Genomic DNA, 22,580 nt, shown 5'->3' on the forward strand with positions numbered 1-22,580 from the left:
GAACACTCCGGCCCCTCATCGGGCCGCCCGCCATCAGGCAGAACCTTCATGACCGCCGACGCCGCACCCGCGTCGGTCGCGAAGCCGGACGGCTCGGCTCCCGCCGGGCCGTCCGCCCACGGCCGGCGGACGGGCACCAGGGCCGCGTACCTCAAGTACGCGGCCGGGAAGCTGGGCGGGGCCGCCGTCTCCCTGCTCGCGGTCCTCGTCACCAGTTTCTTCCTCTTCCGGCTGATCCCCGGCGACCCGGTCAAGTTCATGACGGGTGGCCGTCCGGTCTCCGCGGAACAACTTGCTGCCTACCGGCGGGAGTTCGGACTGGACCTGCCGCTGTGGCAGCAGTTCACGGACTACTGCGGCAAGGCACTCACCGGAGACCTCGGCACCTCGTACCAGTTCCGGGCACCGGTGATCGACAAGATCACCGAGGCACTGCCCAACACCCTGCTGCTCACCGGCACCGCGTTCGTGCTGTACACCGCGCTGGGCATCTTCCTCGGGACACGCTCGGCGTGGCGGCACGGGCGGCTCGGGGACCGGCTGAACACAGGACTGGCCCTGACTCTCTACTCGGTGCCCTCGTTCTGGCTGGGTCTGCTGCTCATCATCGTGTTCGCGGTGGGCGCGGGCCCGATTCCCGGCCTCTTCCCCACCGGGGGGATGGAGTCGGGCGGCGAGGAGGGCCTCGCCTATGTCGTCGACGTCGCACACCACCTCGTCCTTCCGGTTATCACACTGGTCGCCGTGGAGTACGGGCAGACGCTGCTGGTCACCCGCTCCGCACTGCTCGACGAGATGGGCAGCGACTATCTGACCACCGCACGCGCCAAGGGCCTCAGGGACGACCTGGTCAGGCGCAGGCACGCGGTGCCCAACGCACTGCTGCCGACCGTGACGTTGATCTTCGTCAACCTCGGCCGGACCGTCGCCGGTGTGATCCTCGTGGAGACGGTGTTCTCCTGGCCGGGCCTCGGCGGGCTCTTCTACCAGGCGCTGAGCGTGCCGGACCTCCCCCTCGTCCAGGGGCTGTTCTTCGTCTTCGCCGCGGCGGTGATCGTGATGAACACGATCGCCGACCTGGTCTATCCACTACTCGACCCCCGGGTGGGCAGATGACGACCGACACGACGCCCCCGGCGATGCAAGCCGGTCCGCGGACCCTCGCCCGGCAGCGCCGCCGCGCCTCCGCCGCCCGGCTCTGGAAGCAGTACAGCAGCCACCGCGCCGGACTCCTGGGCCTGGCCGCGCTCGTCGTCTTCGCGCTCCTGGCACTGACCGCGCCCTTGACGGTCGGCTCCGACGTGTCCAGCGTGACCGGAGCGCCGGGACACCCGCTGGAGGCGCCGAGCGGGGACTTCCTCCTCGGCACCGACCGGTACGGGCGCGATGTGCTGGGCCTTGTGGTGTGGGGCTCCCGCGTCTCGCTGCTGGTCGGGCTGCTCGCGGCCGTGCTGTCGGTGGCGATCGGCACGCTCGTCGGGATCACGGCCGGGCACTTCCGCGGTGCGTACGCCACCGTGATGATGCGGATCACGGACTGGTTCCTGGTGATGCCGACGCTGGTCCTCGCCATCGCGCTCGCCACCGTCATGTCCCGCTCACTCGGCACGGTGATCCTGGCGATCGGCGTGACGTCCTGGCCGACCACGGCCCGGCTCGTGCGCGCCCAGACGCTGGCGGTGGAGTCCCGGCCCTACATCGAGCGCGCCAAGGCGCTGGGCGGTGGGCACCGGCACATCATGGTCCGGCACGTGCTGCCCAACGTGATGCCCCTCGTGCTCGCGCAGACCACACTGATGATCTCCTCGTCGATCCTCGCCGAGGCGACCCTCGCCTTCCTCGGTCTGGGTGATCCCACGGTCGTGTCATGGGGCGGACTGCTCCAGGACGCGCGCGAGGCGGGCGCGATCAGCGCGGGTGACTGGTGGTACCTGGTGCCGCCGGGAATCACCATCGCCGTGGTCGCGCTGGCGTTCACACTCTGCGGCCGCGCCGTGGAGTCCGTTCTCAACCCGAGGCTGGGGGTGGCCCGTTGACCCTGCTGGAGGTCCGGAACCTCGAAGTGACGTATCCGGGCGGGGCGGCCGCGGTGCGGGGCGTGGACCTGTCGCTGGCGGCGGGGCAGAAGCTCGGTGTCGCGGGCGAGTCGGGGTGCGGCAAGTCGACGCTGGCGCTCGCACTGCTCAGACTGCTGCCGTCCGGGACGCGGATCACCGGGGAGATCCTGCTGAACGGCGAGGACGTGCTGACGATGCGCTGGGGGCGCGTGCGGGCGGTCCGCTGGGCCGGCGCCTCGATCGTCTTCCAGGGCGCGATGCACTCGCTGAACGCCGTGCATCGTGTCGGCGACCAGATCGCCGAGCCGATCCTGCTGCACCGCAAGGCGACCGCGGCCGCGGCCAGGAGGCGGGCGGGCGAACTCCTGGAGCAGGTGGGCCTGCCGGCGGCGCGGGCGACGGCGTATCCGCACGAACTCTCGGGCGGTCAGCGCCAACGGGTCATGATCGCCATGGCGCTGGCCTGCGACCCCCAACTGGTCATCGCCGACGAACCGACCACGGCCCTGGACGTGATGATCCAGGCGCAGATTCTGCGGCTGATCGGGCGGCTGGTCGCCGAGCAGGATCTGGGCCTGATCATGATCAGCCACGATCTGGCGGTGCTCGCCGACACCTGCGACAGGCTCGCGGTGATGTACGCGGGCCGGGTGGTCGAAGAGGGCCCCAGCCTGGCGGTCTACGAGGACGCCCGCCACCCGTACGGCAAGGCGCTGTCGGCCGCGTTCCCGCGCATCGGCGACCCGGCCTCCCGGTTCGCCCCGCGCGGACTGGCCGGTGACCCTCCGGACCCGTCGGCGCTGCCCTCCGGCTGCGTCTTCCATCCGCGCTGTCCGGTGGCCCTGGACCTGTGCGCCACCCAGGACCAGGCACTGCGGGAGGCGGGGCAGGCCCGGCAAGCGGCCTGTGTGCACGTGGCGGACACAGCCGAGCACGCGAGGAGCACCGTATGACCTCACCATCGCCCCTGCTCAGCGCCCAGGGGCTGCACGTGGCCTTCCCCGGCCGGCACGGCGGTGCGCCGAGCCGGGCCGTGGACGGTGTCGACCTCGACATCCGCGCCGGGGAGATCGTCGCGCTGGTCGGCGAGTCGGGCTGCGGCAAGACGACGCTGGCCCGATCTCTGCTGGGCCTCGTACGGCCCACGGCAGGGCACGTCGGCTTCGGCGGGAAGCCGCTTGCGTACACATCGAGGGCGCTCAAGGCCTACCGCAGGCGCGTTCAGCTGGTGCTCCAGGATCCGAGCGGGTCGCTGAATCCGCGGCACACGGTGTTCGACGCGGTGGCCGAGGGGCTGCGGATCCACGGGTTCGCGGGCGACGAGCGGGCCGCTGTCGCCGAGGCCCTGTCCAGGGCGGGGCTCAGGCCGCCCGAGCGGTTCTTCCTGCGCTACCCGCACGAGTTGTCGGGAGGCCAGCGCCAGCGTGTGGTGATCGCGGGCGCGCTCGTACTGGAGCCCGAGCTCATCGTCGCCGACGAGCCGGTGGCCTCGCTCGACGCCTCGGTACGGGGCGAGATCCTCGCGCTGCTGCTGCGCCTGCGCACCGAACTGGGCCTGGCCGCCCTCGTGGTGACCCACGATCTGGGCCTGGCCTGGAACGTCGCCGACCGGGTGGCGGTGATGTACCTGGGCCGGATCGTGGAGACGGGTGAGGTGGAGCAGGTGCTGACGGCGCCCCGGCATCCGTACACCCAGGCGCTGCTGTCGGTCCTGCCGGAGGCGCCGGGGGACCCGGTGGTGCTGACCGGCGAGCCGCCGGACCCCTCCCGCATCCCCGGTGGCTGTCGCTTCCACGCCCGCTGCCAGGTCCTGGCGAGCGGTGAGGCCGAACGAGCGGGCGTCGCGGACGCCTGCCGCGGCCGGGATCCGGGGGTCCTGGAGGGCGGCGCCGGGAGCCAGGTGGCATGCCATTGGGCGCGGGCGGCCATCGCCACGTGATGGGCGGTGACCCTTCACCGGCGACCGGTTTTCCGCCTCGGACCCGTTCCCGCCGGCGAAGCGGGCCGCTCGGTGCCGCGCGCCGTGGCACGGCGGAAGGCCGGGTCGCCCCGGCCTTCCAGGCGGGCGGGGTGGTCGTACAGGGCCCGAAAAAGCCGGTTCCCGGCACCTCGTCGAGGTGCCGGGAACCGAACCGAGGCCGGGAAGCCGTCAGGCGGCGTGCACGATGTCCTTCTCCTCGGCGAAGTGGCAGGCCGACTCGTGGGCCGCCGGCGAGTCCGCGCCCTTGAAACGCTCGGGAATCGCCAGGAGCGGAGCCTCCGACGCGCACCTTTCCTGCGCCTTCCAGCAGCGAGTGCGGAAGCTGCAGCCGGACGGCGGGTTGGCCGGCGACGGCACGTCACCGGTCAGGATGATCCGCTCGCGGTGCTCGCGGGCCTCCGGGTCCGGCACGGGAACCGCCGAGAGCAGCGCCTGTGTGTAGGGGTGCGTCGGGTGGTCGTAGATCTGCTCGTCCGAGCCGATCTCGGCGATCTTGCCGAGGTACATCACGCCCACACGGTCCGAGATGTGCCGGACGATCGACAGGTCGTGCGCGATGAAGATGTAGGAGAGGTTGAACTCGTCCTGCAGTCGCTCCATCAGGTTGATGACCTGCGCCTGGACAGACACGTCCAGTGCGGAGACCGGCTCGTCGCAGATGATGATCTCCGGGTTGAGCGCAAGGCCGCGGGCGATGCCGATGCGCTGGCGCTGACCGCCGGAGAACTGGTGCGGGTAGCGGTTGATGTACTCGGGGTTGAGGCCGACGACGTCCAGGAGCTCCTGGACCTTGCGCCGCCGGTCGCCCTTCGGCGCCACCTCGGGGTGGATGTCGAAGGGCTCGCCGATGATGTCGCCCACCGTCATACGGGGGTTGAGCGAGGTGTACGGGTCCTGGAACACCATCTGAATGTTCCGGCGCACGGCCTTCAGGGCGCGTCCGGACAGCTTGGTGATGTCCTGGCCCTTGTAGAAGATCTCGCCCGCGGTGGCCCGCTCCAGGTTCATCAGGAGCTTGGCCACCGTCGACTTGCCGCAGCCGGACTCGCCCACGATGCCCAGGGTCTCGCCCTGGTGCAGGTCGAAGGAGACACCGTCGACCGCCTTGACGGCACCGATCTGCCGCTTGAACAGGATCCCCTGGGTGAGCGGGAAGTGCTTCACCAGGTTGCGGACCTGCAGGATCGGCTCACCGCGCTCGACGGGGGCCTCGATCGCGTGGACCGCCTCCTCCTCCGTGCGCGCGTCGACGACGTCCACCTCGGAGACGTTCGGCGTGGCGTCCTGCGGCTCGTCGGTCTTGCTGAGCTCAGCCATGGATCGTCTCCTTCCAGAAGTGGCATGCCGAGGCCCGGCCCACCAGCTCGGTGCCGTCCTGCTCGGAGATCGGCAGCAGGTCCGGGACCTGGGTACGGCACACGTCCTGGGCCTTGGGGCAGCGCGGGTTGAAGGCGCAGCCGGTCGGGACACGCAGCAGGTTGGGCGGCAGACCCTTGATCGCGTACAGCTCCTGGCCCTTCTGGTCCAGGCGCGGGATCGAGTCCAGCAGACCCCGCGTGTACGGGTGCGCGGGACGCTTGTACAGCTCGTGGACCGGCGCGCGCTCCACGATCCGGCCCGCGTACATCACCGCGATCTTGTCGGCGACGTCCGCGACGACGCCGAGGTCGTGGGTGATGAGGATCAGGCCCATGTTGTACTCGCGCTGGAGTTCCGCGAGCAGGTCCATGACCTGGGCCTGGACCGTCACGTCGAGGGCCGTGGTGGGCTCGTCGGCGATGATCAGGTCCGGCTCCAGGGCCAGCGCCATCGCGATCATGATGCGCTGACGCATACCGCCCGAGAACTGGTGCGGGTAGTCGTTCACGCGGGCGGCCGCGGCCGGGATCTTCACCCGGTCCATCAGCTCGATCGCCTTGGCCTTGGCTTCCTTCTTGGACAGGCCCTGGTGGACCCGGAACATCTCGCCGAGTTGGTACCCGACGCTCAGCACCGGGTTCAGCGAGCTGAGCGCATCCTGGAAGATCATGGCGATCCGCTGTCCGCGGATCTTTCGGCGGTCCTCGCCGGACATGGTCAGCATGTCCTGGCCGCGGAAGCGGATCTCCCCCTGGGGGATCTTCGCCGGCGGCATGTCGAGGATGCCCATGATCGCCTGGGCGGTGACGGACTTGCCAGAGCCCGACTCACCTAGCACCGCGAGCGTCTCACCGGCGTTCACGCTGTAGTTGACGCCGTTGACGGCCCTGACCACGCCCTCACGGGTGTGGAACTCGACGTGCAGGTCACGCACTTCGAGCAGTGGGGTGCCGTCCGTCCCGCCGTCGCGCGGCGAGGGAACGGGAACGACTTCTTCGATGGTGGTCACGTACGCCTCCCTCAGCGCATCTTCGGGTCGAGGGCGTTGCGGACCGCCTCACCGAGCATGATGAACGCCAGCACAGTGATGATGAGCATGATCGACGGGTACAGCATGATCCACTGCGCCACGCGGATCTGGTTGCCGCCGTCCGAGATGTCGTTGCCCCACGAGACGCCGTTCAGGCCGAGGCCCAGGTACGACAGGGTCGCCTCGGCGGAGATGTAGATGCCGAGGGAGATCGTGGCGACGACGATCACCGGAGCCAGCGTGTTCGGCAGGATGTGCCGGAACATGATGCGCGGGGTGCTCGCGCCCAGGGCCTTGGCGGCGTGCACATAGTCGGCCTGCTTGGTGGTGATCACCGCGCCGCGCATCACACGGGCGATCTGCGTCCAGCCGAAGAAGCTCAGCGCGCCGATGACGACCCAGGTCGTGCGGTTCTGGAAAGAGTTGAGCACGACCATGGTGCCGAGCAGGAACGGGATACCGAAGAACACGTCGGTCAGCCGCGACAGGACCGAGTCGACGACGCCGCCGAAGTACCCGGCGATCATGCCGACCAGGCCGCCCACGACGGTCACCGCGATGGTGGTGCCGAAGCCGACCGCGATGGACGCCCGGGTGCCGTACATGACACGGGCGAAGACGCTGCGGCCCTGCTGGTCGTAGCCCAGCCAGTCCGGCGAGCCGACGTTGCTCAGCTTGGGCTTCTGCAGGAAGTGCTTGGCCAGGTCGCCCGAGGTGGGGTCGACTCCGGTGAACCACCCCGGGAAGAAGGTGATCAGCAGCAGCACGACGATCAGCACCGACGAGACGATGAAGATCCAGCTGCGGCGCAGGTCCTGCCAGGCGTCGCCCCACAGGCTGCGGGTCTTCTCCGGCTTGGGCTCGGGCAGCGGTCCGCCGGCCGCCGCCACGGCCGCCTCCTCCGCAGCGTTCTCAGGAACGGTCTTGGTCACGTCAGGCATAGCGAATCCTCGGGTCAAGGACCGCGTAGAGCAGGTCGACCAGCAGGTTGGCGAGGAGGTACACGATGACGAGGATGGTCACCAGGCCGACAAGCGTGGTGCCCTCGCGGCGCACGATCGACTGGGCGATCGTGCCTCCCACACCCTGGATGTTGAACAGACCCTCGGTGACGACGGCGCCACCCATCAAGGCACCGATGTCGGTACCCAGGTAGGTGATCACCGGGATCATCGAGTTGCGCATGAGGTGGACGCCCACCACACGGCGCTTCGGCAGGCCCTTGGCGATGGCCGTGCGGATGTAGTCAGAGCGCAGGTTCTCGGCAATCGACGTACGGGTGAGCCGGGTCACATACGCCAGTGACGCGGTCGCCAGCACAATGGCCGGCATCAACAACTCGTTGATGTTCGTCGAGTCATTGACGTTCGGCGGCAACCAGTTCAGGTTGAACGCGAAGACGACCTTGAGGATGTAGCCGAGAACGAACACCGGGACCGAGATCAGCAGCAGGGTGACCAGCAGGATCGCGTTGTCCGTGACGCGCCCGGAGCGCAGGCCGGCCACGATGCCCAGGGCGATGCCCAGGACGAACTCGATCACGAACGCCAGCGCGCCGAGCCGCAGGGTGACGGGGAACGCGTCACCGAGCACGTCCGTGACGGGCCGGCCACTGGCGATCTGCGTGCCGAAGTCGCCATGCAGGATCATGTTCTTCATGTAGTGCCAGTACTGGACCAAGATCGGCTGGTCCAGACCGTACTGATGCCTCAGTTGCGCAATCACCTGCGGGCTGCCGCCCTTGTCACCGAACAGCCCTCGTACGGGGTCACCGGGCAGCGCGTAGACCATGAGGAAGATCAGCAAGGTTGTCCCGATGAACACCGGGATCATCTGGAGCAGTCGTCGTGCGACGTAGCGCCCCATCGTGCCTCCATGTCAGTCACAGCGGCAGCCAAGGGGCCCTTTCTGCGGGCACCATTGAATGATGCGCGCGGAAAGGGCCCCCCAGCCACTGCCGTTCCCCGGGGCGCGGTACCACCGCGCCCCGGGACAAACGGTCTGATTGCGGTTACTTCTTGACCTGAACGCCGGTCAGGATCGGGTCGCCGTCCTGCGCGTACGCGACGCCGGTGACCTTGTCCGAGTAGCCCGCGTTGACCTTGTAGTACCAGAGCGGAATGCTCGGCATGTAGTCGGCCAGCTGCTTCTCGATCGCCTGGTACTTCTGCTCCGACTCCTCCAGCGAACCGGCGGAGTCGGCCGCGGCGATCTCCTGGTCGATCTTCTTGTTGGAGAAGCCGCCCTGGTTGCCGTCCGACTTGCTGCCGTACAGGTCGCGGATGAAGTTGGAGTTGAACGGGTAGTCCAGCACCCAGCCGGAGCGGTACAGCGACTTGACCTGGTGCGCGTCACGCGCGTTCAGGTCGGCCTGGAAGTCGGCCTTGGAGTCGCCGGTGCACTTGACGCCGGTGGCCGTGGTGATGGAGTTGCAGACCGCCTCCACCCACTCCTTGTGGCCGCCGTCGGCGTTGTACTGGATGGAGATGGCGTTGCCCGGAACGCCGCCGCCGGCCTTGATGAGCTCCTTGGCCTTCGTCGGGTTGTACGTGGTGACGTCACCGGCCGCGTTCGGCTGGTAGCCGAGGACACCCTTGGCGACCCAGCCGGTGGCGGGCTCACGGGTGCCCTGGAGCACGGTCTTCGTGATGGTGTCGCGGTCGATCGCCATCGACAGGCCCTGGATGACCTTCGGGTCGATGGCCTTCCACTGCTTGGTGTAGTAGGCGACGGCGATGGTCTGGATCGCCGAGTACGCCTTGTCCACCGCGCGGTCGCCGAGGTCCGCCTTGTAGACGGGCAGGTCCTTCGGCGCGATCTGACGCAGCACGTCGACGTTGCCGGACTTCAGGTCCTCGTACGCCGTCTCGAGGCTGGTGTAGTTCTTGAAGAGCACACCACCGTTCTTGGCGGCGTTCGGGCCCTTGTAGCCGTCGAACTTGGCAACCTCGATCTGCTTCTTGTGCTGCCAGCTGACGAACTTGTAAGGGCCGTTGCCGATCGGGTGCTCGCCCGCGGCCTTCGGGTCCTTGTAGAAGGACTCCGGCAGCGGGTCGAAGACCTCGTAGCCCAGCTTGTAGACGAAGTACGGGATCGGCTTGGACAGCGTGATCGTGAAGGTGTTGTCGTCGACGACCTTCAGGCCGGACATCGTGTCGGCCTTGGGCTTGCCCTTGGCCGGAGCGACGTCGTCGTAGCCCTGGATGTCCGAGAACCAGAAGCTGTTGGTCTGCTTGTTGGCAGGGTTCGCGGCCCAGTTCCACGCCTTGACGTAGGAATCGGCCGTCACCGGGGTGCCGTCGTGGAACTTCCAGCCCTGCTTCAGCTTGACCGTGAAGGTCTTGTTGTCCTTGGAGTCGACCGACTCTGCGTTGACATAGACGATCTTGCCGCTCTCGTCATAGTCCACGAGTCCGGAGAAGATCGACTTGATGACGATGCTGCCGTTGGACTCCATCGTGTTGGCCGGCTGCAGAGGGTTCTGCGGCTCGCCCACCTCGACCGAGAACTTGCCGTTCGGATCGACTGCGGCCTTGCTGCTGTCGCTGCCCTTGCCTCCGCCGCCACCACCACAGGCGGTCACGCCCAGCGCCACAACCGCGGCTATCGCGACCCATTTGGCGCTCTTCGCACCGCGCATGGGTTCCTCCTCATGAGTCCAATGGTTCACCACATGGAGAGGCATATGACACGCCACCGCCATCGGCTCTGTGGATAGTCAAGTGCCCCGCGCTCGTGAGTCGGCGCCACCAGTTCAGCGCGTGACCCATTAATCCGAGCTCTACGCGCCTAACTATCTGGCAGAACTCGTGGCCGAACCACATTCCTAAGGTCTCGGTTCGATCACACCCGGCGTGCACTTCTTCCAAAATCCGGACAAAGCGTCGACTGAAAGATCCATGCGAAACGGACTTGTTACACATCTACCGGTGTCGGGTGTCCGCATTCCGGACAGACGGGAGGCAAAATCCGGTTGCTTTTAAGATGGCTTCCGGGAGGGGCGTCCAGGCGTGTCCTCACCCCGGCACGCACAGTGCAGGTACCGTCCCGTTCCGGTCAACAGACCCCAAGTCGGACGCGTCTCTCCGGCGGCCCACAGGGCACGGACAGGGTGCACATCGGGAAGCAGAGTAGAGCGTATCGAGCGCGTCACACGGGTGCCCGACCAGAATGAAGGGTTTTCCCTATCCTTTCTCGAAAACGAAGGCCGGGCACCCCACGCGTGGGGTGCCCGGCCTTCGCCGTGCAGGAGCCTCGTCAGCCGTGCTTGGCGCGGCTGGCGGCGCGGGCGCGGTCACGCTGGTCGAGGACGACCTTGCGGATGCGGACGGACTCCGGGGTCACCTCGACGCACTCGTCGTCGCGGCAGAACTCCAGGGACTGCTCCAGCGACAGCTTGCGCGGCGGCACGATCGACTCGGCGATGTCCGACGTGGCCGACCGGATGTTGGTGAGCTTCTTCTCCTTGGTGATGTTGACGTCCATGTCGTCGGAGCGGGAGTTCTCGCCGACGATCATGCCCTCGTACACCTCGGTGCCGGGCTCGATGAAGAGCGTGCCGCGCTCCTGGAGGTTGGTCATCGCGAAGGCGGTGACGCTGCCGGAGCGGTCGGCGACCAGCGAGCCGTTGTTACGGGTCTGGAGGGGGCCGAACCAGGGCTCGTGGCCCTCGTGGATGGAGTGGGCGATACCCGTGCCGCGCGTGCCGGTCAGGAACTCCGTACGGAAGCCGATCAGACCGCGCGAGGGCACCACGAACTCCATGCGCACCCAGCCGGAGCCGTGGTTGGACATGTTGTCCATACGACCCTTGCGGACGCCCATGAGCTGCGTGACCGCGCCCATGTGCTCCTCGGGCACGTCGATGGTCAGACGCTCGACGGGCTCGTGGACCTTGCCGTCGACGTCCTTGGTGACGACCTGCGGCTTGCCGACGGTCAGCTCGTAGCCCTCGCGGCGCATGGTCTCCACCAGGATGGCGAGCGCCAGCTCACCGCGGCCCTGCACCTCCCAGGCGTCCGGACGCTCGGTGTCCAGGACCCGCAGCGAGACGTTACCGATCAGCTCGCGGTCCAGGCGGTCCTTGACCTGGCGCGCGGTGACCTTGCGGTCCTTGACCGTGGCCTTGACGTTGGCGCCCTTGCCGGTGCCGCCCCGGCCGACGAGCGGCGAGGTGTTGGTACCGATGACCATCGAGATCGCGGGCTCGTCGACCGTGATCAGCGGCAGCGCGACGGGGTTCTCCGGGTCGGCGAGGGTCTCGCCGATCATGATGTCGGGGATACCGGCGACGGCGCAGATGTCACCCGGACCGGCCTTCTCCGCCGGCTTGCGGGTGAGGGCCTCGGTCATCATCAGCTCGCTGATGCGGACGTTGCTGACCGAGCCGTCGCGCTTGATCCAGGCGACGGTCTGGCCCTTGCGCAGCTCGCCCTGCTCGACGCGGAGCAGCGCGATACGGCCGAGGAAGTTGTCGGCGTCGAGGTTGGTGACGTGGGCCTGGAGCGGCGCGTCCTCCTCGTACGTGGGGGCCGGGATGTGCTCCAGGATCGTGGAGAAGAACGGCTCCAGGCTGTCGCTGTCGGCCGGGACCGTGCCGTTCTCCGGCTTGGTCAGGGACGCGATGCCGTCACGGCCGCAGGCGTAGACGATCGGGAACTCGATCTGGTCCTCGTCCGCGTCCACGTCCAGGAACAGGTCGTACGTCTCGTTGACGACCTCGTCGATACGGGCGTCGGGGCGGTCCGTCTTGTTGATGCACAGGATGACGGGCAGCCGGGCCTGGAGCGCCTTGCGCAGCACGAAGCGGGTCTGCGGCAGCGGGCCCTCGGAGGCGTCCACGAGCAGGACGACACCGTCCACCATCGACAGACCGCGCTCGACCTCGCCGCCGAAGTCGGCGTGGCCGGGGGTGTCGATGATGTTGATCGTGATCGGGTCCCCGCCGTCCTTGGGGTGGTAGTTCACCGCCGTGTTCTTGGCGAGGATCGTGATGCCCTTCTCACGCTCCAGGTCGTTCGAGTCCATGACGCGGTCGTCGACCTGCTCGAGCTGGTGAGCGGCGAAGGCACCGGCCTGCTTCAGCATGCCGTCGACGATGGTCGTCTTGCCGTGGTCTACGTGGGCGACGATGGCGACATTGCGGATGTCGTGGCGCGTGGCCATGATGTGGCGTACTCCCGGAATGGTGAGGACGGCCCGCGCTTTCGCTGCGCCGGCCTGCCGGGCTGAACACGCCTCGGCCTTGTCCCATGGTAAGGGGACCCTGCCGTTCGGGCTTGCCGGGTACAGATCAGGCCCCTTGACCAGGCACGTTGCGCGGGCCACCCACTCCGGTCACGACGACGGGCTCGCCGAGGGCCGCACCCCCTTCTTCAGGAAGCCCATGTCCTCGTAGACCGGAGCCTGGAACCCGAACGAGCCCGCGTTGGCGAGGTCGGCGCGCACGGCCGTGAGCTGGGGGCGCTGGTAGAGGGGGATCGAGCTCGCGGTGGCCCAGATGCGGGCGTCGGCCTTTCGCATCAGGGCGCGCTCCTCGCTCTCGTTCAGCGTGGCGATCGCCTGGTCGAACAGCTGGTCCACCTGGTCGGTGCCGACCCGGGTGTAGTTCTGCTCGACGCTCAGCGTGCCGTCCGACGCCGGCACCGGCTTGGCGTAGATCGGCCGGGCGTCGGTGGCGGGGAACGCCGATACGGGCCACGAGTACAGCGCGATGTCGTAGTCCCCGGACGCGATGTGGTCCTTGAAGTAGCTCTCGTCCGAAACCTTGGCGATCTCGGTGCGGATCCCGACCTTCTCCAGCATGCGCGTGATGCGGTCGGCGACCGTACGCAGGGTCTGGGAGCCCGGCCCGGACGGCACGACGAACCGCAGCACCAGCGCCTTGCCGTCCTTGGCGAGCGCCCCCTTCACATTGCCGCCCGGGGCGGCGGTGCCCTTGGGCGCGTACGCCCCCGGCACCCCGGCCTTGTGCCCGGGCTGCCTCTTCGAGTGGTCACCGGGGTCCTTCCGGTACCCCTTGTCGTCCTCCCCGACCAGGTTCTTGCCGTCGTCGCCCGCGCCCTTGCCGCCGGCCGCCTTCTTGCCCCCCGACCCGGCCGTCTTCTTCTTCTCCTCCTTGACCGGTCCTCCGGGCACCCAGCCCGCCTCGCTGAGCAGCTCCTTCGCCTGCCCGGTGTCCTGGTCGCCGAGGGCGCCGCTGTTGTCGGCGTACGCCTCCTGTCCCGACAGGGCGAGGTGGCTGCCGACCGGCACGGCGGGCAACCGGAGCGGGGTGAGGACCAGTCCGGCCAGTTCCTCGCGGTTGAGGGCGCGGGCCACGGCCCGGCGCACCCGCTCGTCACTGAGCGGGGCCCGGGAGCCGTTCAGGGCGAGCTGGGTGAAGGCGGGCTCGAGCGACTTGCGAATCACGTAGTCGCGCTGGGCCTTCAGCGCCGCGGCGCCCGGCGCGGCCGACGGGCCGCTCGACGCGGTGGCGCCCGGCGATGCGCTCTGCCCGGTGGCCCCCGGCGATGCACTCTCCGCGGTGGCGCCCGGCGATGCGCTCTGCGTGGTGGCAGCCGGGGAGGAGCCCTGCGGGGCGGCGCTGCCCTTGTTCTTTGCGGCGTTCGCGATCCGTCCGGCGTCCTGCGGGTCGATCTCCGCCATGTCGACGGACCCGGCGGCGATCGCTGCGGCCCGCTTGTCGCGCGGGACGGCCACGAGCACGATCCGGTCGAGCTTGGCGGGGCGGCCCCACCAGCGCGGATTGCGGCCGAGGGTGACCTCGCCCTTCTTGGCGTCGACACCCTGAAGGGTGAACGGGCCGGCAGTGGCTTTCAAGGCCGCCCTCGCCCCGTCGTTGAAGCCGTTCGCGGTGCCCATGACGTCCTTCGGGTACAAGGGCGAGAAGAGCGACCGCCAGTCGGCGTACGGCTTGCCGAAGGTGACCTTGACCTCGAGGTTGTTCGCGCCGCGCTCGACGTTCTCGATGCGGTCGTACCCCGCGTTGCGGGCGGTCCAGTACGCGCTGTCCCGGCCGGAGAGGGCGCGCCACTGGGCGGCGAAGTCGTCGGCGCCGATCTCCCGGCCGTCGCTCCAGACGGCCTGCTGGTTGAGGCGGTAGACGACGACCTGCTTGGGCTCGGTCGACACGACCTTGGCCGACTCGAGGTAGTCCGGATTGCGCTCGGGACGGCCGTTGGCGTCCAGCCGGAACATCGTGGGCAGCACCGCACCAGCCACCCGAGTGGTGGAGGCGTCGGCGTCCGCCTGGAAGGCGTTCAGGGTCCGGGGCACGGCGTCGACGGCCCAGCGCAGGGTCCCGCCGTCGGCGACGACCGTACGGGCGGCCGGGGCGATGTCCTGGGCGGCGACCGGTTTGCTCCGGTCCTCGTCGGCGCTGCAGCCGGCGAGCGCAGCCACCGCGAGGGCTCCCGCAGTGAGGAATGCCACCGAGCGCATCACCGTGCGGGGTCCGACGTCGTCGTGGGACATCACGTCCTCCTCCGGGAGCCGCTCGACCGATGAGCGAGGGTTATGATCCGGTTGTTCTGGTTTGGGGGTATTTGGTGTTGATCAGATATATGGACCACTGAAGATGAAAGGGGTGAGGTACGTGGGGCGACACGGCGGCGAGTGCCGGGAAGGTCACCCGGACGGCCTACCGCCCCTGCTGGTCCCGCCCCTGCTTCCCGGCCCCGGCGGGGCCGGGAAATCGAATCCGCACCCGCACACGACGATGCGCCTCGACCAATCCCTGCATGTCCCTTCACACCGACCGGTGTGACGCGCAACACTCGCAGGCGCATGAACGTCGCCACCCTGGGCCACCGGCCCCTGGAAGTGAGGTCACGTCATGTCCGTGTATGACGAACTGACGTCGGTTCAGCGGTGCCTCGACGACCTGTACCGGTCGGTGGGGCGCCTGGAGCAGCAGATGGGGAGCGGCGGGCTCGAGATACGCCGTGTCCGCACCGACGCCGATCACCTGCGCGAGAGCGTCGCACTACTGCGCGAGGCCACCGCCGCCCCCGAGGCGGCCCGGCGGGTCGACCTCGTGACGATCCCAGACACCCCGTACGACACCAGCCTGTGGACGGACTCGGACGACGAGGGCCTCGGCGCCCGGGACCGGCACGCCCCCTGAACCCACAGGCGAGTGAGCCGAAGGGCCGCGGCCGGGCGCACGGCGACACGTCCGCGGCCCGGAGCCGAACCGAGCCCTGAAAGGTGCGTCATAGCGTGACCACTGATACGGAACCCCCCGACACGGAATCCCATGCGCCCGGCGGCGTGCGCACCGGTACGCGCGCCGCGATCGCCGCCCCGCATCTGCGCACCGACCGCTGGTGGCTGGCCCCGGCCGCCACCGCCGCCGGGCTGCTGGCCTTCGTCGTCTACTCGACGTGGCGCGCGTTCGCCGACGCGGACTACTACGCGGCGCCCTACGTCTCCCCGTTCTACTCGCCCTGTCTGGCGGAACGCTGCCGGACCATGCACGCGGGCCCCAACGCCGACCTGTTCGGCAGCTGGTGGGCGATCTCCCCGGCGATCATCATCCTAATCTTCCCGCTCGGTTTCCGCCTGACCTGCTACTACTACCGCAAGGCCTACTACCGCGGCTTCTGGATGTCGCCCCCGGCCTGCGCGGTGGCCGAGCCGCACCGCACGTACAGCGGTGAGACCCGCTTCCCGCTGATCCTGCAGAACATCCACCGGTACTTCTTCTACGCGGCACTCCTCGTGGCGGGTGTGCTCACGTACGACACCGTGCTCGCCTTCCGCGACCAGCACTACCGCTGGGGCCATATGGGGCTGGGCACCCTGGTCTTCCTGGTGAACATCGTCCTGATCTGGGCGTACACCCTCTCCTGCCACTCCTGCCGACACATCGTGGGCGGGAAGCTCAAGCACTTCTCCAAGCATCCCGTGCGCTACGGGGCATGGCAGTTCGTCAGCCGGCTGAACGCCCGGCACATGCTCCTCGCGTGGGCGTCCCTGGTCAGCGTGGCACTCGCCGACTTCTACGTGTACCTGGTGGCGTCCGGCGCCTTCGACGATCCGAGGTTCTTCTGATGTCCGTGGTCGACCGGCAGGAGTGGGACGTGGTCGTGGTCGGGGCCGGCGGCGCCGGCCTCAGGGCCGCCATCGAGGCCCGCGAGCGCGGTGCCCGTACGGCCGTGATCTGCAAGTCGCTGTTCGGCAAGGCGCACACGGTGATGGCGGAAGGCGGCATCGCGGCGGCGATGGGCAACGCCAATCCCCATGACAACTGGCAGGTGCACTTCCGCGACACCATGCGCGGCGGGAAGTTCCTCAACCAGTGGCGGATGGCCGAACTGCACGCGCGCGAGGCACCCGACCGGGTCTGGGAACTGGAGACCTGGGGCGCCCTCTTCGACCGCACGAAGGACGGGCGCATCTCGCAGCGCAACTTCGGCGGCCACGAGTACCCGCGCCTCGCGCACGTCGGCGACCGAACGGGCCTGGAGCTGATCCGGACACTCCAGCAGAAGATCGTGGCCCTCCAGCAGGAGGACGAGAAGGAGACCGGGGACTACGAGTCCCGGCTGAAGGTCTTCCAGGAGTGCACCGTCACCAGGATCCTCAAGGACGGGGACCGGGTGTCCGGGGTCTTCGCCTACGAGCGCGAGTCCGGCCGTTTCTTCGTCCTCGAGGCACCCGCCGTGGTGATCGCGACGGGCGGCATCGGCAAGTCCTTCAAGGTGACGTCGAACTCGTGGGAGTACACGGGCGACGGGCACGCGCTGGCGCTGCTCGCCGGGGCGCCGCTGCTGAACATGGAGTTCGTGCAGTTCCATCCGACGGGCATGGTCTGGCCGCCGTCGGTGAAGGGCATCCTCGTCACCGAGTCGGTGCGCGGCGACGGCGGGGTGCTCAGGAACTCCGAGGACAAGCGGTTCATGTTCGACTACATCCCCGACGTCTTCAAGGAGAAGTACGCGCAGTCGGAGGACGAGGCCGACCGCTGGTACGAGGACCCGGACAACAACCGGCGGCCGCCCGAGCTCCTCCCCCGCGACGAGGTCGCGCGCGCCATCAACGCCGAGGTGAAGGCCGGGCGCGGCTCCCCGCACGGCGGGGTCTTCCTGGACGTGTCGACGCGCATGCCCGCCGAGGTCATCCGGCGCCGGCTGCCGTCGATGTACCACCAGTTCAAGGAGCTGGCGGACGTCGACATCACCGCCGAGGCGATGGAGGTCGGCCCGACCTGCCACTACGTGATGGGCGGCATCGCGGTCGACTCGGACACGGCGGCGACCCGCGGGGTCCAGGGCCTGTACGCGGCCGGTGAGGTTGCCGGCGGTATGCACGGCTCCAACCGGCTGGGCGGCAACTCGCTCTCCGACCTGCTGGTGTTCGGGCGCCGGGCCGGTCTGCACGCGGCGCAGTACGCGACGGGCCTCGCCGTGCGCCCCGCGGTGGACGACATCCAGGTGGACGCGGCGGCGGCGGAGGCCCTGCGACCGTTCTCGGTCGAGGGTCCGGCGCCTGGCGAGGACATCGAGGAGCCGCACCGCCCGCCGGAGAACCCGTACACCCTCCACCAGGAACTCCAGCAGACCATGAACGACCTGGTCGGCATCATCCGCCGCGAGGCGGAGATGCAGCAGGCGCTGAAGAAACTGGCGGATCTGCGGGTACGGGCCCGCAGGGCGGGCGTCGAGGGGCACCGGCAGTTCAACCCGGGCTGGCACCTCGCCCTCGACCTGCGGAACATGCTGCTGGTCAGCGAGTGTGTGGCGCGGGCCGCGCTGGAGCGCACGGAGTCCCGCGGCGGGCACACCCGCGAGGACTGTCCGGCGATGGACCGCGCATGGCGCCGCGTCAATCTGCTGTGCCGGCTCACCGACCCCACCGGGGGTCTGGCGGCGACCGATCCGGTCCGCGGCCAGATCACCCTTCTCCGGGAGACCACCGAACCCGTCCGCTCCGACCTGCTCGCCCTCTTCGAGAAGGAGGAGCTGGTCAAGTACCTGGCCGAAGAGGAGCTCTACGAGTGAGCAGCTACGAGGCCCGCTTCAAGGTGTGGCGGGGCGATGCGCAGGGCGGCGCCCTGGAGGACTTCAAGGTCGAGGTCAACGACGGCGAGGTGGTGCTGGACATCATCCACCGGCTCCAGGCCACTCAGGCGGCCGACCTCGCCGTGCGCTGGAACTGCAAGGCCGGCAAGTGCGGTTCGTGCTCGGCGGAGATCAACGGGCGGCCGCGGCTGATGTGTATGACGCGGATGTCGGTGTTCGAACGGGACGAGACGATCACGGTGACACCGCTGCGCGCCTTCCCGGTGGTCCGCGACCTGGTGACGGACGTGGGCTTCAACTACCGCAAGGCGCGCGAGATCCCGTCCTTCGTGCCGCCCGCCGACCTCGGTCCGGGCGAGTACCGCATGATGCAGGAGGACGTGGAACGCTCCCAGGAGTTCCGTAAGTGCATCGAGTGCTTCCTGTGCCAGGACACCTGCCATGTCGTGCGCGACCACGAGGAGAACAAGCAGGTGTTCGCCGGTCCGCGCTTCCTGATGCGGGTGGCGGAGCTGGACATGCACCCGCTGGACGCGGCGGACCAGGCGGGCCTGGACCGCAGGCGCACCGCCCAGGACGAGCACGGCCTCGGCTACTGCAACATCACCAAGTGCTGCACCGAGGTGTGCCCGGAGGGGATCAAGATCACGGACAATGCGCTGATCCCCTTGAAGGAGCGGGCGGTCGACCGCAAGTACGACCCGCTGGTGTGGCTGGGGTCGAAGATCAGGAGGCGTTCTTCGTAGAGTCCGCTTCGGGGGTACGGCCCGGGCGCCCGCTCAGCATCTGCGCCACCAGTCCCGCCATCCACAGCGCGAGGCCCACGCCCGCCTCGGGCCTGTGGGCGAACGGGGAGTCGCTGAGGGGACCGAGGAAGAGGTACGCGGCCATGCCTACGGCGCCCGCCAGCGTGCCGTACCCCCACAGCCTCGGCCGCAGGATCCTGCGGCCGGCCCACGAAGGCGACCAGCCCGTCGCCGCCCCGGCGACGCCCATCGCCACGCCTGCCACCACGGCCGCCGCGGCCACCCCCGCCATGATCTCGTGCATACCGGTCATCGTCGCACCAACTCCAGCACGCACCGGAGGTTGTGCTCCGCGATGGCCCGCATCGGCGCCGGGTCCGGGAAGTCGCCGTCGAGAAGACGCAACGGCCTGGCGACGAGGTTGAGATGCAGGGCGAGGGTGTACAGGCGCAGACGGGAGTCGTCCAGGCCGGAGACGCCGAGGGCGTCGTAGTGGCGGCCGAACCGGAGCCGCAGGAACACGTGCTCCCACTCGGCGTCGAAGTACATCAGGCCCTCGACGTCGATCAGCGCGGGGCGGCCGTGCCGGTCCAGCAGGACGTGGTCCGGGCCCAGTTCGCCGTGGACGAGGGTGTGGCGGGCCCGGGGGCGTACCTTCGCGGCGAGGGAGCGCACCCGGTCGTCGAGGCGTTCGCGCACGGCCGCCATACGGGGCTCCCGGGCGGCGGCCTCCTCGGCGTCGCGCAGTGCGCGGTCCCGTACCAGGGCCTCGCACGAACTGCCGGACGCGCTGCCGCCGCGGTCGACGACGGCCACCTTGCCGAAGCGGGGTGCCGTACAGTCCCGCATCGCGGCCAGGCCGGCGGAGAGTTCCTCCAGCGGGCGCGCGGCCGCGAGCGGGTCGCGGTGCAGCAGTTCCTCCAGGCTGCCGCCGTCGAGGTCCTCGACGACCGCCGCGTCCCCGGGGAGGAGTGCGCGGGTGGAGTCGGTGAACAGCAGGCGGGGCGTGCGGACGCCGACGGCACCGAGACGGTCGTGGGACGACGTGAACAGGTCGAGGCCCGAGGCGTGCGAGAAGGGGTCGCAGGGGTCGGCGGGCGGCTCGTCCCAGTAGTCCTCGTCGGGTGACCAGACGTAGGCGATGGCGGTGGAGCCGTCCTCCAGGGTGAGGCGGTAGACGCCCTTCTTGCTGCCGCCGCGCAGTCGGGTGACGGTCTCCAGGCGCCGGCCGGCGCCCAGCGCCGCGCGGGCGAGAGGCGCGAGATCGGAGCGGGTGAGAGCCGCTCGGTCGTTCGTCAAGCGGAGACCCGTCCCGCACGGTGACCGAGGAACCGCAACGCAAAGCCGACGAGCAAGCAGGCCAGGCCGCTGTCGGAGAGGACGCCGTACGCGGCGTCGCCGGACACGTTCTCGCTGCACCACGACAGCACCGCCGCCGCTCCGACGAGCAGGCATCCGTAGCCCCACAACCGCGGCCGCAGGACGCGGCCCCGCTGCCACGGCAGTACCCAGCCGGTCGTCACGGCCGGGACTCCCACACCGGCACAGAGCCCGACGACCACCACCCCTGCGATCAGTGAGATGACATCCATCGAGCCCCCCGCTCCCCCTGGTGTTCCGTCAGCCCCGATGATGCCACCGCCCTCGCCGGTCGCCGGATCCACCCTCCGCCCATCGAGCGGCGCATCCCGGTCGCCGAAGCGCCGGATCGGTCATACGCTCCGAAATGTGACGCCGCCCCACCGTCGACGCCGGCCGCGCCGGGCCGTCGCGTATCCAGCCGTGCGGTCGGTTCCTGCTGTGTTCGGGGTGGTGTCGGCGCCGCAGCAGACGTCCACCGGCGACCTGGTCCTGCCGCTGATAGCCGGGGTCACCGCCGTGGCCGTGGCGGGGTACGCGTCGGTGCGGCGCAGGCTGCGTGCGAGGACCCGTACGACGCCCGGCGGAGCCTCCCCCACCGTCGTACCGCTCGACGAACTCGACCGGCGGGCGCAGCACTCGCTCATCGAGACCGACGACTGCATACGCGCGAGCCGGGAGGAACTCCGGTGTGCCGCAGTGCAGTTGGAGGACGAGGCGATACGGGCGTGCACGGAGGCGGTGGAGGTCGCGGCGGCCGAACTGACGCAGGCCTTCGGGGCCCGGCAACGGTTCGACGACGGGGCGGGCGAGGCGCGGGTGCTGCTGACGGAGATCCTCGGGCGGTGCGGAACCGCCGGGCGGCGCCTCGACGCGGAGGCACCCGGATGGGACCAGTTGCGGGCGCTGGAGCGGACCGCGGGCGAGGCACTGGCGCATGCCGAGGCACGGTCCAGGGAGGTGGCGGCGCGGATCCCGGAAGCGGACGCGACGACGGCCGGGCTGCGCGAGCGGTACGCCTTGCCCGCGTATCTGCCGGTGGTGGGCCACGACGAACATGCGAAGGACCGGCTGGCCTTCGCCACCACCGTCCTCGGCCGAGCACGGCAGGCCATGGACGCGGGCCGGGCGGACGACGCGGTGGCCCTGCTGCGCGCCGGCGAGGCCGCCGTGGAGCAGGCGGCGGTCCTCCTGGACGGCATCGCGCGCCTCGCCGCGGACCTGGCCACGGCGACGGACGCACTCCCCGGGGCCCTGACCGGCATCGAGACCGCGCTGACGCGGGCCCGCGGACTCCTCCTCGGCCCGCAGACCGCCCGGGCGATCGCTCACGGGGAATCGGTGATGGCGGAGGTACGAGGGGCACACGGGCCGAGCGACCCGGTGGGGGCGCTGCGACGGATCGAGCAGGTGGCCCTGGGGCTGGACCGGGCGTTGCACCAGGTACCGGGCGGTTCCGAAGCCCTGGCCCGCCTCGAGCGGGCCCTGCTCGTCGCCCGCGGTGCCGTCGGCGCCACAGCGGACTACGTCACCACGCATCGCGGAGCCGTCGGCCGCGAGGCGAGGACCCGGCTCGCGGAGGCGGAGCGGCGACTGCGCGCGGCGGAGAACACGGACGCACCACCCGTCCCGGCCCCGGCCGACGCCCTCGCCGACGCCCGTGAGGCGGACTCGCTCGCCCGGCAGGCCAGGCAGTCGGCGGAGAGGGACGTACGGGCGCACGGGACGCCGTACGGCGAGGGCGACTGGACGGGCGGCGCCGTGCTCGGCGGCATCCTGCTCGACGTCCCTCACCGGACCGCCGACCGACCCGGCCACCCGGGCGACGGTGGTCCCGCGAGCTACGGCGGACCGGGCACACGGGGGCGGCGCGACGGGGGTGAACTCTTCCGGCCGAGACCACCGCAGAGCCCGCTCCCGGACGAGACGAAAGCGCCCTAGTCGCGCGGCACGGCAGCCGCCCATGATCCCGAGCGTGGCAGAGAGTTGCTGTTTCGGTTCGCCAATCGAGGGAATTACCAA

At 69.6% G+C, this 22,580-nt stretch carries 19 protein-coding genes; 9 read left to right on the plus strand and 10 right to left on the minus strand.

The window, feature by feature from the left end; genetic code table 11:
* Nucleotides 1–48 precede the first annotated feature (48 nt).
* The 4 genes from ACQEXA_RS21745 to ACQEXA_RS21760 are packed head-to-tail and all read left to right on the plus strand — an operon-like array spanning nt 49 to nt 3,996.
* Nucleotides 49–1,116 (plus strand): ABC transporter permease, encoded by a 1,068-nt coding sequence (locus tag ACQEXA_RS21745; protein WP_432932143.1) that lies wholly within the window; start codon nt 49–51, stop codon nt 1,114–1,116.
* Nucleotides 1,113–2,036, plus strand: coding sequence for an ABC transporter permease (locus tag ACQEXA_RS21750; RefSeq protein ID WP_433130780.1), 924 nt, complete (start codon nt 1,113–1,115; stop codon nt 2,034–2,036). Before ACQEXA_RS21745 ends, ACQEXA_RS21750 begins: the two co-directional genes overlap by 4 nt.
* Nucleotides 2,033–3,010 (plus strand): ABC transporter ATP-binding protein, encoded by a 978-nt coding sequence (locus tag ACQEXA_RS21755; RefSeq protein ID WP_432932139.1) that lies wholly within the window; start codon nt 2,033–2,035, stop codon nt 3,008–3,010. The genes ACQEXA_RS21750 and ACQEXA_RS21755 overlap by 4 nt, the downstream gene beginning before the upstream one ends.
* The gene (locus ACQEXA_RS21760; protein ID WP_432932137.1) at nt 3,007–3,996 is read left to right on the plus strand and encodes an ABC transporter ATP-binding protein; all 990 of its coding nucleotides are present in this window, start codon (nt 3,007–3,009) and stop codon (nt 3,994–3,996) included. The genes ACQEXA_RS21755 and ACQEXA_RS21760 overlap by 4 nt, the downstream gene beginning before the upstream one ends.
* 210 nt (nt 3,997–4,206) lie before the next feature.
* On the opposite strand, the gene ACQEXA_RS21765 is transcribed toward ACQEXA_RS21760, so the two are convergent.
* The 7 genes from ACQEXA_RS21765 to ACQEXA_RS21795 form a co-directional block, all read right to left on the minus strand.
* On the minus strand, nt 4,207–5,355 hold the full coding sequence (locus ACQEXA_RS21765) for an ABC transporter ATP-binding protein (RefSeq protein ID WP_432932135.1): 1,149 nt from the start codon (nt 5,353–5,355) through the stop codon (nt 4,207–4,209).
* On the minus strand, nt 5,348–6,406 hold the full coding sequence (locus tag ACQEXA_RS21770) for an ABC transporter ATP-binding protein (RefSeq protein WP_432932133.1): 1,059 nt from the start codon (nt 6,404–6,406) through the stop codon (nt 5,348–5,350). Before ACQEXA_RS21770 ends, ACQEXA_RS21765 begins: the two co-directional genes overlap by 8 nt.
* An 11-nt stretch (nt 6,407–6,417) precedes the next feature.
* Nucleotides 6,418–7,368, minus strand: a complete 951-nt coding sequence (locus tag ACQEXA_RS21775; RefSeq protein ID WP_432932131.1) for an ABC transporter permease — start codon at nt 7,366–7,368, stop codon at nt 6,418–6,420.
* Nucleotides 7,361–8,293 carry an ABC transporter permease gene (locus ACQEXA_RS21780; RefSeq protein ID WP_432932129.1) on the minus strand — a complete coding sequence of 311 codons (933 nt, stop codon included), beginning with the start codon at nt 8,291–8,293 and terminating at the stop codon, nt 7,361–7,363. Before ACQEXA_RS21780 ends, ACQEXA_RS21775 begins: the two co-directional genes overlap by 8 nt.
* Before the next feature lie 145 nt (nt 8,294–8,438).
* Nucleotides 8,439–10,067: a peptide ABC transporter substrate-binding protein gene (locus ACQEXA_RS21785; protein ID WP_432932127.1), complete on the minus strand. Its 1,629-nt coding sequence runs from the start codon at nt 10,065–10,067 to the stop codon at nt 8,439–8,441.
* A 617-nt stretch (nt 10,068–10,684) separates the two neighbouring features.
* Complete coding sequence (gene typA, locus ACQEXA_RS21790; RefSeq protein ID WP_329504986.1) at nt 10,685–12,592, minus strand: translational GTPase TypA; 1,908 nt, start codon at nt 12,590–12,592, stop codon at nt 10,685–10,687.
* Nucleotides 12,593–12,763: 171 nt separating this feature from the next.
* Nucleotides 12,764–14,902 (minus strand): ABC transporter family substrate-binding protein, encoded by a 2,139-nt coding sequence (locus ACQEXA_RS21795; protein WP_432932124.1) that lies wholly within the window; start codon nt 14,900–14,902, stop codon nt 12,764–12,766.
* Nucleotides 14,903–15,263: 361 nt separating this feature from the next.
* Here ACQEXA_RS21795 and ACQEXA_RS21800 point away from each other — a divergent pair, with 361 nt between their 5' ends.
* From ACQEXA_RS21800 to ACQEXA_RS21815, 4 genes are all read left to right on the plus strand, one after another.
* Nucleotides 15,264–15,554: a hypothetical protein gene (locus ACQEXA_RS21800; RefSeq protein WP_359396742.1), complete on the plus strand. Its 291-nt coding sequence runs from the start codon at nt 15,264–15,266 to the stop codon at nt 15,552–15,554.
* Nucleotides 15,555–15,649: 95 nt separating this feature from the next.
* Nucleotides 15,650–16,483: a hypothetical protein gene (locus ACQEXA_RS21805; protein WP_432932121.1), complete on the plus strand. Its 834-nt coding sequence runs from the start codon at nt 15,650–15,652 to the stop codon at nt 16,481–16,483.
* Complete coding sequence (locus ACQEXA_RS21810) at nt 16,483–18,432, plus strand: fumarate reductase/succinate dehydrogenase flavoprotein subunit (protein WP_432932119.1); 1,950 nt, start codon at nt 16,483–16,485, stop codon at nt 18,430–18,432. The genes ACQEXA_RS21805 and ACQEXA_RS21810 overlap by 1 nt, the downstream gene beginning before the upstream one ends.
* Nucleotides 18,429–19,199 carry a succinate dehydrogenase/fumarate reductase iron-sulfur subunit gene (locus ACQEXA_RS21815; protein ID WP_432932117.1) on the plus strand — a complete coding sequence of 257 codons (771 nt, stop codon included), beginning with the start codon at nt 18,429–18,431 and terminating at the stop codon, nt 19,197–19,199. The genes ACQEXA_RS21810 and ACQEXA_RS21815 overlap by 4 nt, the downstream gene beginning before the upstream one ends.
* Here the strand turns inward: ACQEXA_RS21815 and ACQEXA_RS21820 are convergent.
* Genes ACQEXA_RS21820 through ACQEXA_RS21830 form a run of 3 tightly spaced genes read right to left on the minus strand, consistent with a single transcriptional unit; the run spans nt 19,180 to nt 20,791 of the window.
* Entirely contained in the window at nt 19,180–19,512 is a 333-nt protein-coding gene (locus tag ACQEXA_RS21820) for a hypothetical protein (protein ID WP_432932115.1), read from the minus strand. The genes ACQEXA_RS21815 and ACQEXA_RS21820 overlap by 20 nt on opposite strands.
* Complete coding sequence (locus tag ACQEXA_RS21825) at nt 19,509–20,498, minus strand: phosphotransferase family protein (RefSeq protein ID WP_432932113.1); 990 nt, start codon at nt 20,496–20,498, stop codon at nt 19,509–19,511. The genes ACQEXA_RS21820 and ACQEXA_RS21825 overlap by 4 nt, the downstream gene beginning before the upstream one ends.
* A complete protein-coding gene (locus tag ACQEXA_RS21830; protein ID WP_432932111.1) occupies nt 20,495–20,791 on the minus strand; it encodes a hypothetical protein in 297 nt (98 codons plus the stop codon). The genes ACQEXA_RS21825 and ACQEXA_RS21830 overlap by 4 nt, the downstream gene beginning before the upstream one ends.
* Before the next feature lie 136 nt (nt 20,792–20,927).
* Here ACQEXA_RS21830 and ACQEXA_RS21835 point away from each other — a divergent pair, with 136 nt between their 5' ends.
* Nucleotides 20,928–22,499: a TPM domain-containing protein gene (locus tag ACQEXA_RS21835; protein WP_432932109.1), complete on the plus strand. Its 1,572-nt coding sequence runs from the start codon at nt 20,928–20,930 to the stop codon at nt 22,497–22,499.
* Nucleotides 22,500–22,580: the final 81 nt, after the last annotated feature.

The organism is Streptomyces sp. CA-106110 (assembly GCF_050936285.1).
GTDB lineage: Bacteria > Actinomycetota > Actinomycetes > Streptomycetales > Streptomycetaceae > Streptomyces.

Excerpts from the sequence above, each read along its gene's own strand:
- ACQEXA_RS21760 (WP_432932137.1), top strand. The coding sequence starts at position 3,007 with ATGACCTCACCATCGCCCCTGCTCAGCGCCCAGGGGCTGCACGTGGCC.
- ACQEXA_RS21820 (WP_432932115.1), bottom strand. The coding sequence starts at position 19,512 with ATGACCGGTATGCACGAGATCATGGCGGGGGTGGCCGCGGCGGCCGTG.
- ACQEXA_RS21745 (WP_432932143.1), top strand. The coding sequence starts at position 49 with ATGACCGCCGACGCCGCACCCGCGTCGGTCGCGAAGCCGGACGGCTCG.
- ACQEXA_RS21830 (WP_432932111.1), bottom strand. The coding sequence starts at position 20,791 with ATGGATGTCATCTCACTGATCGCAGGGGTGGTGGTCGTCGGGCTCTGT.
- ACQEXA_RS21795 (WP_432932124.1), bottom strand. The coding sequence starts at position 14,902 with ATGTCCCACGACGACGTCGGACCCCGCACGGTGATGCGCTCGGTGGCA.
- ACQEXA_RS21810 (WP_432932119.1), top strand. The coding sequence starts at position 16,483 with ATGTCCGTGGTCGACCGGCAGGAGTGGGACGTGGTCGTGGTCGGGGCC.
- ACQEXA_RS21785 (WP_432932127.1), bottom strand. The coding sequence starts at position 10,067 with ATGCGCGGTGCGAAGAGCGCCAAATGGGTCGCGATAGCCGCGGTTGTG.
- ACQEXA_RS21750 (WP_433130780.1), top strand. The coding sequence starts at position 1,113 with ATGACGACCGACACGACGCCCCCGGCGATGCAAGCCGGTCCGCGGACC.
- ACQEXA_RS21765 (WP_432932135.1), bottom strand. The coding sequence starts at position 5,355 with ATGGCTGAGCTCAGCAAGACCGACGAGCCGCAGGACGCCACGCCGAAC.
- ACQEXA_RS21780 (WP_432932129.1), bottom strand. The coding sequence starts at position 8,293 with ATGGGGCGCTACGTCGCACGACGACTGCTCCAGATGATCCCGGTGTTC.
- ACQEXA_RS21775 (WP_432932131.1), bottom strand. The coding sequence starts at position 7,368 with ATGCCTGACGTGACCAAGACCGTTCCTGAGAACGCTGCGGAGGAGGCG.
- typA (WP_329504986.1), bottom strand. The coding sequence starts at position 12,592 with ATGGCCACGCGCCACGACATCCGCAATGTCGCCATCGTCGCCCACGTA.
- ACQEXA_RS21800 (WP_359396742.1), top strand. The coding sequence starts at position 15,264 with ATGTCCGTGTATGACGAACTGACGTCGGTTCAGCGGTGCCTCGACGAC.